The sequence below is a fragment of the Streptomyces sp. AM6-12 genome, from assembly GCF_044327085.1.
Taxonomy (GTDB): Bacteria; Actinomycetota; Actinomycetes; order Streptomycetales; family Streptomycetaceae; genus Streptomyces.
Genome location: NZ_JBIQWN010000002.1, coordinates 92,714 through 106,121, shown reverse-complemented (window position 1 = coordinate 106,121; position 13,408 = coordinate 92,714). Strand labels below are relative to the sequence as shown.

General features: G+C 74.6%; 13 protein-coding genes. 5 read left to right on the top strand and 8 right to left on the bottom strand.

The features are described 5' to 3' along the window. The first annotated feature begins 3 nt into the window (after window positions 1–3). Window positions 4–1,356 carry an NADase-type glycan-binding domain-containing protein gene (locus ACE4Q9_RS28940; RefSeq protein WP_397987453.1) on the top strand — a complete coding sequence of 451 codons (1,353 nt, stop codon included), beginning with the start codon at window positions 4–6 and terminating at the stop codon, window positions 1,354–1,356. A 13-nt stretch (window positions 1,357–1,369) separates the two neighbouring features. Here ACE4Q9_RS28940 and ACE4Q9_RS28935 read toward each other — a convergent pair whose 3' ends face one another. Then, window positions 1,370–2,626 (bottom strand): PP2C family protein-serine/threonine phosphatase, encoded by a 1,257-nt coding sequence (locus ACE4Q9_RS28935; protein ID WP_397987452.1) that lies wholly within the window; start codon window positions 2,624–2,626, stop codon window positions 1,370–1,372. 48 nt (window positions 2,627–2,674) lie between these two features. Next, window positions 2,675–3,247: an HD domain-containing protein gene (locus tag ACE4Q9_RS28930; protein WP_397987451.1), complete on the bottom strand. Its 573-nt coding sequence runs from the start codon at window positions 3,245–3,247 to the stop codon at window positions 2,675–2,677. Window positions 3,248–3,415: 168 nt separating this feature from the next. Between ACE4Q9_RS28930 and ACE4Q9_RS28925 the strand changes: the two genes are divergently transcribed. Beyond that, window positions 3,416–4,156, top strand: a complete 741-nt coding sequence (locus ACE4Q9_RS28925; protein WP_397988248.1) for a DedA family protein — start codon at window positions 3,416–3,418, stop codon at window positions 4,154–4,156. A 97-nt stretch (window positions 4,157–4,253) separates the two neighbouring features. Here the strand turns inward: ACE4Q9_RS28925 and ACE4Q9_RS28920 are convergent, their stop codons facing one another. Together ACE4Q9_RS28920 and ACE4Q9_RS28915 are read right to left on the bottom strand one after the other, a co-directional pair. Further along, window positions 4,254–5,867 carry an amidohydrolase gene (locus tag ACE4Q9_RS28920; RefSeq protein WP_397987450.1) on the bottom strand — a complete coding sequence of 538 codons (1,614 nt, stop codon included), beginning with the start codon at window positions 5,865–5,867 and terminating at the stop codon, window positions 4,254–4,256. Window positions 5,868–5,958: 91 nt separating this feature from the next. Continuing rightward, window positions 5,959–6,603, bottom strand: coding sequence for a TetR/AcrR family transcriptional regulator (locus tag ACE4Q9_RS28915; protein WP_397987449.1), 645 nt, complete (start codon window positions 6,601–6,603; stop codon window positions 5,959–5,961). 93 nt (window positions 6,604–6,696) lie between these two features. Between ACE4Q9_RS28915 and ACE4Q9_RS28910 the strand changes: the two genes are divergently transcribed. From ACE4Q9_RS28910 to ACE4Q9_RS28900, 3 genes are all read left to right on the top strand, one after another. Then, entirely contained in the window at window positions 6,697–8,157 is a 1,461-nt protein-coding gene (locus ACE4Q9_RS28910) for a purine-cytosine permease family protein (protein ID WP_397987448.1), read from the top strand. Between the two features lie 41 nt (window positions 8,158–8,198). After that, on the top strand, window positions 8,199–8,558 hold the full coding sequence (locus tag ACE4Q9_RS28905) for a DUF779 domain-containing protein (protein ID WP_397987447.1): 360 nt from the start codon (window positions 8,199–8,201) through the stop codon (window positions 8,556–8,558). A gap of 75 nt (window positions 8,559–8,633) precedes the next feature. Continuing rightward, window positions 8,634–9,872 (top strand): phosphodiester glycosidase family protein, encoded by a 1,239-nt coding sequence (locus ACE4Q9_RS28900; RefSeq protein ID WP_397987446.1) that lies wholly within the window; start codon window positions 8,634–8,636, stop codon window positions 9,870–9,872. A gap of 5 nt (window positions 9,873–9,877) precedes the next feature. On the opposite strand, the gene ACE4Q9_RS28895 is transcribed toward ACE4Q9_RS28900, so the two are convergent. The 4 genes from ACE4Q9_RS28895 to ACE4Q9_RS28880 form a co-directional block, all read right to left on the bottom strand. Next, window positions 9,878–10,072 (bottom strand): hypothetical protein, encoded by a 195-nt coding sequence (locus ACE4Q9_RS28895; RefSeq protein WP_037658873.1) that lies wholly within the window; start codon window positions 10,070–10,072, stop codon window positions 9,878–9,880. 103 nt (window positions 10,073–10,175) lie between these two features. Further along, window positions 10,176–11,264: an acyl-CoA dehydrogenase family protein gene (locus ACE4Q9_RS28890; protein ID WP_397987445.1), complete on the bottom strand. Its 1,089-nt coding sequence runs from the start codon at window positions 11,262–11,264 to the stop codon at window positions 10,176–10,178. After that, the gene (locus tag ACE4Q9_RS28885; RefSeq protein WP_397987444.1) at window positions 11,261–12,442 is read right to left on the bottom strand and encodes an acyl-CoA dehydrogenase family protein; all 1,182 of its coding nucleotides are present in this window, start codon (window positions 12,440–12,442) and stop codon (window positions 11,261–11,263) included. Before ACE4Q9_RS28885 ends, ACE4Q9_RS28890 begins: the two co-directional genes overlap by 4 nt. Further along, window positions 12,439–13,404, bottom strand: a complete 966-nt coding sequence (locus tag ACE4Q9_RS28880) for an NADPH:quinone oxidoreductase family protein (RefSeq protein WP_397987443.1) — start codon at window positions 13,402–13,404, stop codon at window positions 12,439–12,441. Before ACE4Q9_RS28880 ends, ACE4Q9_RS28885 begins: the two co-directional genes overlap by 4 nt. Window positions 13,405–13,408 lie beyond the last annotated feature (4 nt).

The window sequence follows — 13,408 nt, the reverse complement described above, 5'->3', positions numbered from 1 at the left end:
GCCATGCGCGCCTGTCCCGCGTGCGGGGCGTCCAACGGCTCCGACGACGACTTCTGCGGCAACTGCGGTGCGTATCTGGGCTGGTCCTCGGAAGGGGCCGCGCGGACGCCGGTGGGCGGCGGCAACGCCCCTGCGGACGAGGGGAGTTCGCCCCCCGCTACGCCGGAGATCGACTCACGCCCGAACAGCCGGACGGCCGCGGCGAGTTCGGGTTCGCCGGCGGCCGACACCCGGTCCCGGGCGGAGGAGCGCCGTACGACGCGTACCGACACCGACGCCGGGCCGGTCCAGGCTCCGCCGGTCCGCGGTACGGCACCCACCGCGTCCGGCGAGTCCGGCGCACCCCCCGCACGCAGCACACCCCCCGCGCCCCCGGCTCCCCCGGCGCCCCGCACGGCTCCCGAGCGGGCGGCGGCCACGACCCCGCGCACACCTCCGGCAACGCCGACACCCCCGGCCTCTCCGGAACCGCGCACCTCGCCGCCCTCCGCCCCGGCCGCGCCCCCGCCCCGCACTCCCCCCGCCGCCCCGGCCCCGCGGGCGCCCCGCGCTCCCGAGCCCGTCGAGCCGGAGGTCCACCAGCCCGCCCCCGTGCTACCCGGGAAGCCGGTCGCGCCGCGGCCGGTCGTGCGGCCGGTGGAGCGGCGGGACGAGGTGGTCGGGCCGCCGTGCCCCGCGTGCGGGACGCCGAATCCGCCGGGGCGCAGGTTCTGCCGGCGCTGTGCCACCCCGCTGAACCCGCAGGCGGCCCCCGCGCCGCTGCCCTGGTGGCGGACGGTGTGGCCGTTCCGGCGCCGGGTGCGGGCCGGGTCCGGGCGGTGGGTGCGGGTCCTGGTGATCCTGCTGGTGGTGCTCGCGCTGGGCGTGGGCGGATTCCTGCTGCTGCCCGCCGGGCGCGCCCTGTTCGAGGACACCCGCGACAAGCTCGCCGGCACCAAGGCCGTCACCGCGACCCGTGTCACGGCGAGCGCGGCCGTGCCCGGCCATCCGGCGTCGAACACCAAGGACGGCCTGAGCAATCGCTATTGGGGCGCGCCGGGGCCGGGGGCCTCGGTGACGTACACCTTCGGCAAGCCGTTCCGGCTGGTGGATCTCATCATCACCAACGGCGCCTCCGACTCGCCGGAGCAGTACGCGACCGAGGCCCGTGCGCTCCAGATGGACATGGAGGTCACGTCCTCGGACGGCACCGTGCACCACAAGTCCATCTCGCTGAACGACAAGGCGGGTCCGCAGACGGTGCAGACCGGGATCGACGACGTGGTGCGGGTGCGCCTGGTGCTGCACTCGGTCACCGGACTGACGGCCGGCCGCCATGTCGCCGTCGCGGAGGTGGAGTTCTTCCAGCGGAGCTGAACCCCGCCCCGGATCAGGGGAGTTGACGCTCCGGGCCCGGCTGCGACCGCGGCCGCAGCCGGGCGGCCAGGGCGGCGACGTCGTCCTCGGTGGCGCCGGCGTCCAGCCGGGTGACCACGGTGTCGAGGATGTCCTCCAGACCCGGCGCGGCCCCGAAGTCGATCGCGCCGAGCCGGTCCAGGGAGCGGTCGATGTCCTCGCCGCGCCGCTCGACCAGCCCGTCGGTGAACAGGATCAGGGTCTGCCCCGGCGCCAGCCGGAAGGTGGCCGGCTCATAGCCGCCGAGCCCGGTGCCGAGCGGCGGTCCTACGGGCACGGGCAGCGGGGTCGCCCGGCCGTCCGCGTCGATCACGAACGGCGGCAGATGCCCGGCGCTGGCCAGCGTCACCAGGCCCCGGTTGGGGTCGATCTGCGCCAGCAGGCAGGTGGCGGGCCTGCGTTCGGGTTCGTCGGCGGCCATGTCGTCGAGCTGACGCAGCACCCGGTGCGGGGGCAGGTCGGCGGAGGCGATGTAGCGCAGCGAGGAGCGGTAGGCGGTCATGTCGACGGCGGCTTCCAGACCGTGTCCCATGACGTCGCCGACGACCAGCAGGGTGCGGCCGAAGTGCAGTCGTACGGTCTCGCACCAGTCGCCGCCGACCAGCGCGCTGTGCCCGACGGGCAGGTAGCGGATGGCGACGTCCAGATTCGGGTGCGGGCGGCCGGGTTCGACCAGCAGGGCGCGCTGGAGCTTGCCGACGATGCCACTGACCGCGTCGTGCTCGCGGGCGCCCCGGATGTGGGAGGCGGCGCGCTCGGTGAGGAAGCGCAGGAACTCCGCCTCGGGTGCCGCGTAGGGCGCGCGGTCGCGGGCGCAGACCAGCACGCCGTAGTTCCGGCCGCCGGTGGCCAGCGGTACGCAGAGCGCGGAGCGTTCGTCTCCGGGTTCCGCGGCGACGGCCAGGTCCCGGTCCGGGTCGGCGGCGACGCGGGCGGCCGCGGCGACCCGCCGGGCCTCGGGCAGCAGGGCCGGGTTCCCGCCGACCGCCTCGTAGCCGACGCCCGCCTCGCGGCCCCAGCGGAGCACGGCCGCGGCGCCGCCCACCTGGGCGACGGCGGCGCGGGTCAGCTCCGCGCAGGTCGTGTCCTCGTCGAGGGTCGTACCGATCGTGGCCGCCACCGCGCGCAGCTCGGCCGGGCCCGCGGGCACCGCTTCCGGGGCGGGCCCGGCGGGACCGTGTTCGACGGAGTCGACCGCAGACTGGCGAAACGGCTGAAACCAATCCACCACAGGACTCACCTTAAAGGGGGACACCCGCACCGTCCCACCATGAGCACCTCAGCATCCGCCGGCGCCCTCCCGGCTCTGCCGGGCCGCGACCCGGTCCAGGACCGGCCGCCAGCTCTCCAGGGAAGGTACCCGCAGGCCGACGACCTTCCCGGCGTCGTCGGCGCGGCGCAGCGCGACCGCCGCCGCGAAGTCCGGGCCGCCCTCGAAGGCGGCCGCCTCCGCCGGGGTCATCGGGCCGCCCTGGCAGCCGAGGGTGCGGGCGCTCTCCGGGGACAGCGTGAGCCGCGGAGCGGTGGCGGCGAGGTAGCGCTTGGCCGGAATGTGCAGGGCGACCAGGCGGGCGACGCGGGGTCCGAGCAGGCCCTCGACGGCCGCCGCGGCATGGGTGCCGTGTCCGGCCTCGTCGCCGGGCACCAGGTGGTGGCCGATGTCGTGGACGAGCCCGGCGGCCTGCGCCTCCTCGTCGCCGGGGCGGCTCACCGCGAGCAGGGCGGCGACCTGGAGGCCGTGGTCGAGGATGTCCACCGGGTCGCCGGAGCGGTCCGGCCTGTCCCAGACGCCGGCGCACCCGGCCAGCAGGGCCATGAGCGCGTCGACGGAGGAGATCGGGCGGTGCGTCACGAGGACACGCTGCCTCGGCGGGGTGTACGGGAGGGTGTACGACGGGTGACCGGAAGATGTCGGTCCCGTCCGGCCTGTACGTTCCCACAGACCGGGCGTAAGTCCTTCCCGCGCAGGATGCTGGAGCGAGAAGCCCACGAGGAGGCCGGGAGGCAGGAGGCGCGGCCGGTGATCGCCGTCAACCCGCTGGACAGTGCCTCGGTGCTGGCTGCCTTCGGTGCGCTCGGGGTGCTGGCGGTGATCTTCGCGGAGTCGGGGCTGCTCGTCTTCGGCTTCTTCCTGCCGGGGGACACGCTGCTGTTCCCGGCGGGTGTGCTGTGCGCGGGCGGCACCGGGCAGCCGCCGCGGCTCGCGCTGTGGCAGGTGCTGCTGTGCGCGGCGATCGGCGCGGTGGCCGGGGGTCAGGTCGGCTATCTGATCGGGCGGCACGGCGGCCGTGCACTGCTCGCGCGCACCTCCAGTAAGCGGGTGAAGGGCGCGGCGGCCCGCGCGGAGGGGCTGCTGGCGCGGTACGGCTACGGCAAGGCGCTGGTGATCGGCCGGTTCGTGCCGTTGCTGCGCACGGTGCTGCATCCGGTGGCGGGGGCGCTCGGGGTGCCCGCCCGGCCGTTCACCCTCTGGCAGACCGTGGGCGGGGTGCTCTGGTCGCAGGCCCTGGTCCTGGCGGGTTTCACCCTCGGCGCGTCGGTCCCCCAGGTGGACGACTACCTGCTGCCGCTGGTCGCGGTGGTCGTCGTCGCCTCCATGCTGCCGCTGCTGGTGGAGGCCTACAGGACCCACCGGGAGCGGCGCCATCAGCCCGAGCGACGCGCCGAGCCCGGGCAGGACGACGGGTCCGAGCGGCCCGGCGAGCCCGAGCGGTACGACCGGTCGGAACGGTACGACCGGTCGGAGCCGCGCGACCAGTGAGCGGGGCCCTCCCGAAGCCCCGTAAGAGAAGGCCCCGCAAGGGAGGCCCTCATAAGGGAACCCCTCGCAAGAAAAGCAAAGCCCCCCTCGGCCCCTCCTACACCCCCGCCGCCCGGTGCCGCACCCGTCCCGCCACCACCGTGAGCACCACCGGCACCTCCGCCAGCTCGGTGTCGGCCACCGCGAGGGGGTCCTCCGCGAGCACCGTGAGGTCGGCTCGGTGCCCGACGGCGAGCCGGCCCGCGCACTCCTCCTCCCCCGCGGCCCACGCGGCGTTCACCGTCATCGCCCGCAGCGCCTGGAGGCCGGTGAGGGCCTGCTCGGGGCCGTGCGGGGGCAGGGAGAGGTCGGCCGGGCGGCGGTGCCGGGCGCCGGCCATGACCTGGAGCGGTGGGTACGGCGCGATGGGCCAGTCGGAGCCGAGCACCACCGTGGCCCCGGCCGCCCACAGGTCACGGCAGCGGAACGCGCGCGCCGCCCGCTCCTCGCCGAGCCGCCGCGACCAGTTGTCGGTGTGGTCGGCGCGGGTGAACTCGCAGCAGTGCGTGGGCTGCATGGAGGCGGCGACCCCGAGCGGCCCGAACCGCCGTACGGTGTCGTCCGGCACGGTCTCGATGTGCTCGACGCGGTGCCGGACGCCGCTCGGGTGCCCGGCCTGTGCCTCTGCCACGGAGTCCAGCACATGCCGTACGGCCGCGTCGCCGATGGCGTGGGTGGCCGTGGGCACTCCGGCCCGGTGCAGCGCGGCGATCACCTGGCTGTAGCGGCGCGGGTCGGGCCAGAAGGCGCGGGCGGACTCGCCGTGCCGGTCGGGGTCCTCCAGCCAGGCGGTGCCGTTGTCGATGGTGCCGTCCATGAACAGCTTCACCCCGGCCACCCGCCACAGCGCGCCGCCGGTGCCCTGGAGCCTGATCAGCTCGGCGAGGGCGTCGTCGTCCGTCTCCGGGCGGCACCAGGGGTGTACCCGCAGCCGCAGGGGCAGCGCGTCCCGGTCCTCCAGCGCGGCGTAGACGTCGAGGCCGGTGCCGTCCATGGCGTGCCCACCGGTGAGGCCGGCCGCGGCCATGGCGCCCAGCACCTCGGCGGTCCGCGCCCGGATCTGGGCCTCGGTCGGCTTGGGCGCGGCGGCCTCGGCCGGCTCACAGGCGGCGTCCTCCAGGAGCAGCCCGGTGGGCCGGCCCTCGGCGTCGCACACGATCTCCGAGCCCTGTGCGAACGTGCGCGGTCCGTCGATGCCCGCCAGTTCCAGGGCGCGCTCGCTGGCGAGCAGCGAGTGGCCGTCGAAGAGGTCGAGGAGGGCGGGGATGCCGTCGAGGACGGGGGCGAGGGCGGCGTGGCCGACCGGGGCGGTGCCGAAGGCGTTGGGGTCCAGGCCCCAGCCGCGCAGCCAGGCGCCGGGCGGCAGCTTCCGTGCGGCCCCGGCGAGCGCTTCCCGTACGGCGTCCAGGTCGCGGCAGCCGGAGAGGTCGACGCCCATGGTGCGCTCGGCGCCGGAGACCGGGTGCAGATGCCCGTCGGTCAGGCCCGGCACGACCACCGCGCCGCGCAGGTCCAGCACGGTGCTGCGCGGCCCGGCGAGCGCGCGGGCCTCCCGGTCGTCGCCGAGCAGGACGATGTGCCCGCCGTGCGCGGCGAGCGCCGTGTGCGGCAGGAGGCCGCCGGTGGCCGGGTCGAGCAGCCGGGCGGAGAGCAGGACGAGGTCGGCGGGCACGGGGCTCCTTCGGACTTCGGGAGTCGGGCTTCGAACGTCGGGGGGCGGGCTTCAAGGCTCGGGTTTCGGGCTTCGCGGCAGATGGAGGACGTCAGCCGGCGGTGACGGCGGCGCGCGTCAACGCGCCCTCGTCCAGGCCGAGTTCATGCTCTGCGGTGCGATGCGCCATGCGGACCACCGCGGCCGGGAGTTCCGGGCTGACGGTGTTGACGTCGACGCTGAGCCCGTCGAGGACGACGAGGATCTGGAGCGCGACCGCGAGGGGGTCCCCGGTGCGGAACTCACCGGCGGCCACGCCGTCCTGGATCAGTCCTTCGAGGCGGGCGCGCCAGTCGGCCTCCTGGAGGGCGACCCGGTCGCGCAGCGGGGGCCGGTAGCGGCTGAGGTGGCGGGCGTTGAGCCAGAGCCGGCTGATCGCGTCGTACGCCTCCCCCGAGGTGTGGCCGAGGAAGCGTGCCAGCCGCTCCAGCGGGGTGCCGTCGTGCGGCCCGGCGGGCAGCAGGCGGTCCAGTTCCCCCGTGGCCGCGCTGCCGAACGCCTCCGCCACCAGTTCCTCGGCCGAGGGGAAGTAGTGGCTGATCAGCCCCGGCCGCACCGCCAGCTCCTCGGCGACCCGGCGCAGGGTGATGCACTCCAGGCCCTCGGCCAGCGCGATCGCGGCGGCCGTGTCCACGATCTCGGCCCGCCGGGCGGCCGGATCCTTGCGGATTCGCTTGCGCTGAACGCTTGACGACATGACGGCGATGCTATTGAGTGACCGACCAATAAGCAACTGGTCGCTTGCCCAATAAGCGGCCGGCCTCCCTTCCCGCCGCTTCCGGAGGGCCCCATGGCGTCCACGCTCCCCGACCCGAGTCCCGACGCGCGGACCACGTCCGCCGAGAAGACCGCCCCCGCGCCCCAAGGCTCCGGCGGCATGGAGGCGCACGGCATCGACCACATCCCGGACTCCGAACGCCGGGGCAGGCCACGGGAGTTGTTCTCGGTGTGGGCCGCCGCCAACGTCAACTACCTGAGCCTGGTGGTGGGCGGGGCCCTGGTGCTGATGGGCCTGAGCCTGTGGCAGGCGCTCGCGGTGATCGTCGTCGGCAATCTGTTCTGGCTGCTCACCGGGCTGCTCGCGATACCGGGACCCGCGGCGGGCGCGCCGAGCGAGGTCATCACGCGGACGCTGTACGGGGTGCGCGGCAACCGGGTCAACAACGCGGTGACCGGCTGGCTGATCTCGGTCTGCTACTTCGCGCTCAACCTGGCCGCCGCGGCCACCGCCGCCTTCTCCCTGGTGGGCGACACCGGTCTGCCGGTGGACACGGCGGTGAAGGCGCTCGTGGTGGTGCTCATCGCCGCGATCACCCTCGCGATCAGCGTCTACGGCCATGCCGCGATCGTCCGGCTCTACCTGCCGATCACCCTCGCCCTGACGGCCGTGTTCGCGGTCCTCGGGGTCGTGGTGCTGCGGCACACGGAGTTCGGGTACGTCCCGGAGCGTCCGCTGACCGGCAACGCGCTGTGGGCGACCGTCCTGGCCGGTGTCGCCCTGATCGCCTCGAACCCCCTCTCCTACACCACCAGCGCGGACTTCTCCCGCTATCTGCCGCGCGCCACCCCGGCGCGGGCGGTGGCCGGCTGGACGGCACTGGGCGGATTCCTGCCCGGTGTGGTGGTGTGCGGGCTCGGCGCGTGTGCCGCGACCGCCGTCGACATGAACGACCCGGAGTCCTCCCTCCAGCCGCTGCTGCCCGCCTGGTTCCGTCCCGTCTTCCTGCTCGCGCTGGTCCTCGGCACCATCGCCCTCAACGCGCTGACCGCCTACAGCGCCGGCCTCGCCCTCCAGGCGGTCGGCCTGCGCATCCGCCGCCAGGTCAGCGTCCTGATCGACGGCACGGTGTCCGTCGCGCTCACCCTGTACGCGTTGCTGGTCTCCAACTTCCTGGACACGGTGGGCGATGTGCTCCAACTGACCGTGGTCCTGCTCGGCCCCAGCACGGCCGTGTTCGCCGTCGACATCCTGCTGCGCCGCAACCGGTACGACGGCCCCGGGCTCGCCGACGAGTCCCCGGCCGGCCCCTTCTGGTTCACCGGCGGCGTCAACTGGCGCGGATCGCTGGCCCTCTGTCTGGGCGTGGCCGCCTCCGCGCTGTGCGTCGACACGGTCTACACCGGGCCGCTGGCCACCGCCCTCGGCGGGGTGGACCTCGCCCTCCCGGCGGGCCTCGTCGTGTCCGCCGTCGCCTACGCGCTGCTGACGCCTGCCGCCGCGCGCTCTGGACCGCGCCGGGCGCATCCGTGAGACTGGCCGGGTCGGACGCCCCCGGATTCCAGGACGGTGCCATGGAAGAGGAAGTCCCGCGCGTGCAACTCACCGAGCGCGCTCAGGAATTGGTGCGCCGGTTGCGCGCCGTGCACGGACCGCTGATGTTCCACCAGTCCGGCGGCTGCTGCGACGGCAGCGCACCCATGTGCTATCCGGAGGGCGAGTTCCGCACCGGCGGCTCGGACGTGCTGCTGGCCGAGCTGGACGTGGCGGGGGTGGCGGAGCCGGTCACCTTCTGGATGTCGCGCAGCCAGTACGAGGCATGGAACCACACCCGGCTCATCGTGGACGTCGTGCCGGGCCGGGGCAGCGGATTCTCCCTGGAGGCACCCGAGGGGGTGCGTTTTCTCACCCGTTCTCGCGTAGTCGACGCCTAGTCCTCCCACCGGCCGCCCTCTTCTGGTGCACTGCCCCTGCACACAGGGACAGTTGACGAGACATCAGGGGGCACGGTGACCAGACGTCGCGGGCGTTCGGCAGCGGGCAGAGCGGTTCTCACGGTTGTCACGGCGTTCGGTGTACTGGCCGGCGCGGCCCTCGCGGGGGCGGCGCCGGCCGGTGCCGTTCCGGCGGGCACCACCATCGCGCCGGGCGTCACCTACCGGCAGTTCGACCTCCCGGCGGCCGCGGGCACCACGCACGCCCATCTGCTCACGGTCGACCTCCGTGATCCGCGTGTGCGCGTCGGCCTGCTCGATCCGGGCGCGGTGGCCGCCCGCGCCACCGTCTCCCGGATGGCGGACGCGGCGAAGGCGGTCGCGGGCGTCAACGGGGACTTCTTCGACATCACGGAGACCCAGCATCCGGGCGTGGACCCCACCGGTGCGAGCGTCGGCCCGGCCGTGGCGGACGGCCGGGTGCTCAAGGCCGCGGTGCCGGACGGCCAGCGGTTCGGGCCCGCGTTGCCGCCGGGCACGGACACCGAGGACGTCCTCGGCGTGGGCACCGACCGCCGGGCCCGCCTGGACCGCCTCACCCTGACCGGCTCGGTGCGCACCCCCCGGGGCACCCTGCCCCTGAAGGGCCTCAACCAGTACGCACTGCCGCAGAACGCGGTCGGCGCCTACACCTCCCGCTGGGGCAGCGCCTCGCGCGAGCGCGCGGTCTGCGGCACCGACACCAACCGGGCGGCGGGTTGCAGCTCCGAGACGTACGAGGTGACAGTGCGCCGCGGCCGGGTGGTCTCCGTCTCCGAAGCTCCGGGCAGCGGCACGATCCCGGCCGGCACCACGGTCCTGGTGGGCCGCGAGAAGGGCGCCGAACGGTTGCGCGAACTCGCCGTCGGGGACGCGGTGTCCGTCACCCACAAACTGGTCGCGGCCGTCTCCAGGGTCGCCTACGCCTTCGCGCTCGGCGGTTTCCCGGTGCTGCGCGACGGCAGGCCGCTGTCCGGCCTGGACGACACCACCTCGGCGGTGCGCACCGCCGTGGGCTTCGACGCGAGCGGACGACGGCTGCTGATCCTGGCCCTGGACGGCGCCGTCGCCTACCGGTCCGGCCTGACGATCGCGGAGGAGGCCGCCACGATGCGGTCGTTGGGCGCCGCCGGCGCGTTCAACCTGGACGGCGGCGGCTCCACCGAGATGGTCACCCGCGACAGCGGCGCGGGCGCCGTGACGGTCCGCAACCATCCGAGCGGCGGCGCCGAGCGGCCCGTGGCGAACGGGGTCGGCGTCTTCACCACGGGCTGACCGGCTCAGGGCCGCAGGCTGCTCACCAGGGCGGCCGTCGCGTCGAGCCCGTTGTGGATGGTCGGCGCCATGCTCGAACACGCCAGGTAGAAGCCGAGCATGACGCAGACCAGGCCGTGGGAGACCTTCAGCGAACCGTTGCGCATGAAGATCACCGCCAGGATCAGGAGCAGCAGCACCACAGAGATGGAAATCGCCATCGGAAACCTCCTCCGCCACGCCCATGAGCGGCGTTCGGCCGCAAGTGTGGCGTAGCGGGGGGTTGCGCAGGGCGGCTGACATGTCCTCCGATCGTGTGGTGTTTCAGGTAATACGGCTCCGAGGGGCCCGCAGGTCGACCAGTTCGGCCAGGGCCTCGCGGTGGGCGCCCGCGGTGCCGTAGGCGAGGGAGCCGGCCTTGGCCCGCTTCAGGTACAGGTGCACGGGGTGCTCCCAGGTCATGCCGATCCCGCCGTGCAGCTGGAGCGCCTCCTCGGCGGCGCGGACGGCGACGGGGGCGGCGTACGCCTGGGCGACGGCCACCGTGATGTCGGTGTCCTCGCCGGTGGCCAGGGCGTCGGCGGCGGCGCGGGCGGCGGCCCGCAGGTTCACCACCTCCAGCCAGAGCTGGGCGAGCCGGTGCTTGAGCGCCTGGAACCCGCCGACCGGCCGGTTGAACTGCTTGCGCTCCTTGAGATAGCGCACCGTCTCGGTCAACGACCAGTCGGCGAGCCCCAGTTGCTCGGAGGTGAGCAGCCCGGCGGCGGCCCGCAGCGCCCGTCGTACGGCGGGCTCGGCGTCGCCGACGCGGCGGCCGGGCGCCCCGTCGAGGGTGACGGTGGCGAGCGGCCGGGTGAGGTCCAGGGAGATCTGCGGTGTGCGGGTGACGGCGTCGGCGGCCACGGCGTACAGACCGCCGTCGTCGGCCGGTACGAGCAGCACATCGGCGGCGGTCGCGTCCGCGATGCCGGTCAACTCGCCGTGCAGGGCGCCGCTTTCGAACCGTACGACCGGTACCGCGGCGCCCGGGCCGAGGTGCAGCCCGACGGCGAGCACCCCGATGGTGCGCCCGGTCGCGAGCTTCGCCAGCAGCTCCGCGTCGCCGCAGCCGAGCAGGGCCTCGGTGGCCACGACCGCGCTGGTGAGGTACGGCACCGGGGCGACCGCCCGGCCCAGCTCCTCAAGCACGACCGCGGCTTCGCGATGGGTGGCGCCCTGACCGCCGTACGCCTCGGGGATCAGCAGCCCGGCCAGGCCCATGCTCTGGGCGAGCGACTTCCACAGGTCCAGGTCGTGCGGGGCCGCCGACTCGGCGCGGGCGAGGACACCAGCCGCGGGGCAGTGGTCGGTGAGCAGGTCCCGCACGGCCGCCCGCAGCGCGTCTTCCTCCTCGGAGTACAGCAGGTCGGTCATCGGGCCAGGTCCTTCCAGGCGACGTCCTTGTCGGTGCGCGGCTCGGCGGGCAGCCCGAGGACGCGCTCGGCGACGATGTTCAGCAGGACCTCGCTGGTCCCGCCCTCGATGCTGTTGCCCTTGGCCCGCAGATAGCGGTATCCGGCGTCCCGGCCGGTGAAGTCCACCAGCTCGGGGCGGCGCATGGTCCAGTCGTCGTACAACAGGCCCTCCGCGCCCCGGAGTTCCACTTCCAGGCCGCTGATCTCCTGGTTGAGGCGGGCGAAGGAGAGCTTCATGCCGGCGCCCTCGGGGCCGGGCTGGCCCGCGGCGAGCTGCTGGCGCAGCCGCTCGCCGGTGAACCGGGCGACCTCCGCCTCCACCCACAGCCTCAGCAGCCGTTGGTGCAGGTCGTGGGTGCGCACCTCGGGGCGCTGCCGCCAGGTCGCGGCGACCGGGCCGATCATGCCGCCCTCGCGGGGCAGCCGCATGCCGCCGATGGCGACGCGTTCGTTGTTGAGGGTGGTCTGGGCGACCCGCCAGCCCTCGCCGACCGCGCCGAGGCGGCGGCTGTCGGGGATGCGGACGCCGGTGAGGAAGACCTCGTTGAACTCGGCCTCACCGGTGATCTGCCGCAGCGGCCGCACCTCGACACCGGGGTCGGTCATGTCGCAGACGAAGTAGGTGATGCCCTGGTGCTTGGGCACGTCCGGGTCGGTGCGGGCGATCAGGATGGCCCAGCGGGCGAGATGGGCGCTGGAGGTCCACACCTTCTGCCCGTCGACCACCCACTCCTCGCCCTCCCGGACCGCGCGGGTGCCGAGCGCGGCCAGGTCGGACCCGGCGCCGGGCTCGCTGAACAGCTGGCACCAGACCTCCTCGCCCGTCCACAGGGGCCGCAGCAGGCGCCGCTTCTGCTCCTCGGTGCCGTACTGGAGGATCGTCGGCGCGGCCATGCCGAGGCCGATGCCGATCCGCCGCGGGTCGTTGTCGGGGGCGCCCGCCGCCTCCAGCTCGGCGTCCACGACGGCCTGGAGGGAGCGCGGCGCGCCGAGGCCGCCCAGCCCCTCGGGGTAGTGCACCCAGGCGAGGCCCGCGTCGAAGCGGGCGCGCAGGAAGTCCAGCCGCCCGGTCCGCTCCGGCGGGTTCGCGACGAGGAACTCCCGTGTGCGTTCGCGCAGTTCGCCGACGTCGCTCACGCCGCCACCTCCGTCGTCACGGCGATCCGGCCGGTGCTGCGGCCGTCCGCCACCTTCTGTACGGCCGCCGCGGCGCCGGCCAGCGACACCCGCTCGCTCACCAGCGGCTTGATCGCGCCGCGCGCGGCCAGCTCGGTCAGCTGCTCGTGGCAGTGCTGGACCAGCTTGGGGTTCTTGGTGTTGTACAGGCCCCAGTGCAGACCCAGGATCGAGTAGTTCTTCACCAGGGCGTGGTTGAGCGCCGGGGTCGGGATGGTGCCACTGGCGAAGCCGACGACCACGATCCGGCCCTCGAAGGCGACCAGCTTGGCGGACTGGGCGTAGGCCTCGCCGCCGACAGGGTCGTAGATCACATCGGCGCCGCGCCCGCCGGTGGCCGCCTTCACGGTGGCGATGACGTCCTCGGCGCGCCGGTCCACGACCACGTCGCAGCCCAGCTCGCGTGCCACGGCGGCCTTCTCGGCGCCGCCGACCACGCCGATCACGGTGGCGCCGGCCGCCTTGCCGAGCTGCACGGCCGCGCTGCCCACACCGCCGGCCGCGGCATGCACCAGCAGGGTCTCGCCCGCTTCGAGGCGCGCCCGGCGATGCAGCCCGAACCAGCCGGTCTGGTAGCCGATGTGCAGCGCGGCGGCCTCGGCGTCGTCCAGCGCCTCGGGAGCGGGCAGCAGGGCGGCGGCGTCCGCGAGGGCGTACTCGGCGAAACCGCCGTACGGCAGCGCGGGGGTGGCGAGCACCCGGCGGCCGTCCTCGGTCTCGCCGCAGATCTCCACGCCCGGCGTGAAGGGCAGCGGGGGCCGCACCTGATACTGCCCCCGGCACATCAGCGCGTCGGGGAAGTTGACGTTGGCCGCCCGCACCCGCAGCAGCACCTGGCCGTCGCCCGGCACGGGCCGCCCGGTCTCGGTGAGGCGCATCACCTCGCTCGGCTCGCCGTTCTCGTGCACCTGCCATGCCTGCATACGG

What these genes read in the sequence shown, in the direction of transcription:
- ACE4Q9_RS28940 (WP_397987453.1), top strand. Translation starts at nt 4, where the DNA reads ATGCGCGCCTGTCCCGCGTGCGGGGCGTCCAACGGCTCCGACGACGAC.
- ACE4Q9_RS28915 (WP_397987449.1), bottom strand. Translation starts at nt 6,603, where the DNA reads ATGTCGTCAAGCGTTCAGCGCAAGCGAATCCGCAAGGATCCGGCCGCC.
- ACE4Q9_RS28910 (WP_397987448.1), top strand. Translation starts at nt 6,697, where the DNA reads ATGGCGTCCACGCTCCCCGACCCGAGTCCCGACGCGCGGACCACGTCC.
- ACE4Q9_RS28905 (WP_397987447.1), top strand. Translation starts at nt 8,199, where the DNA reads ATGGAAGAGGAAGTCCCGCGCGTGCAACTCACCGAGCGCGCTCAGGAA.
- ACE4Q9_RS28895 (WP_037658873.1), bottom strand. Translation starts at nt 10,072, where the DNA reads ATGGCGATTTCCATCTCTGTGGTGCTGCTGCTCCTGATCCTGGCGGTG.
- ACE4Q9_RS28890 (WP_397987445.1), bottom strand. Translation starts at nt 11,264, where the DNA reads ATGACCGACCTGCTGTACTCCGAGGAGGAAGACGCGCTGCGGGCGGCC.
- ACE4Q9_RS28880 (WP_397987443.1), bottom strand. Translation starts at nt 13,404, where the DNA reads ATGCAGGCATGGCAGGTGCACGAGAACGGCGAGCCGAGCGAGGTGATG.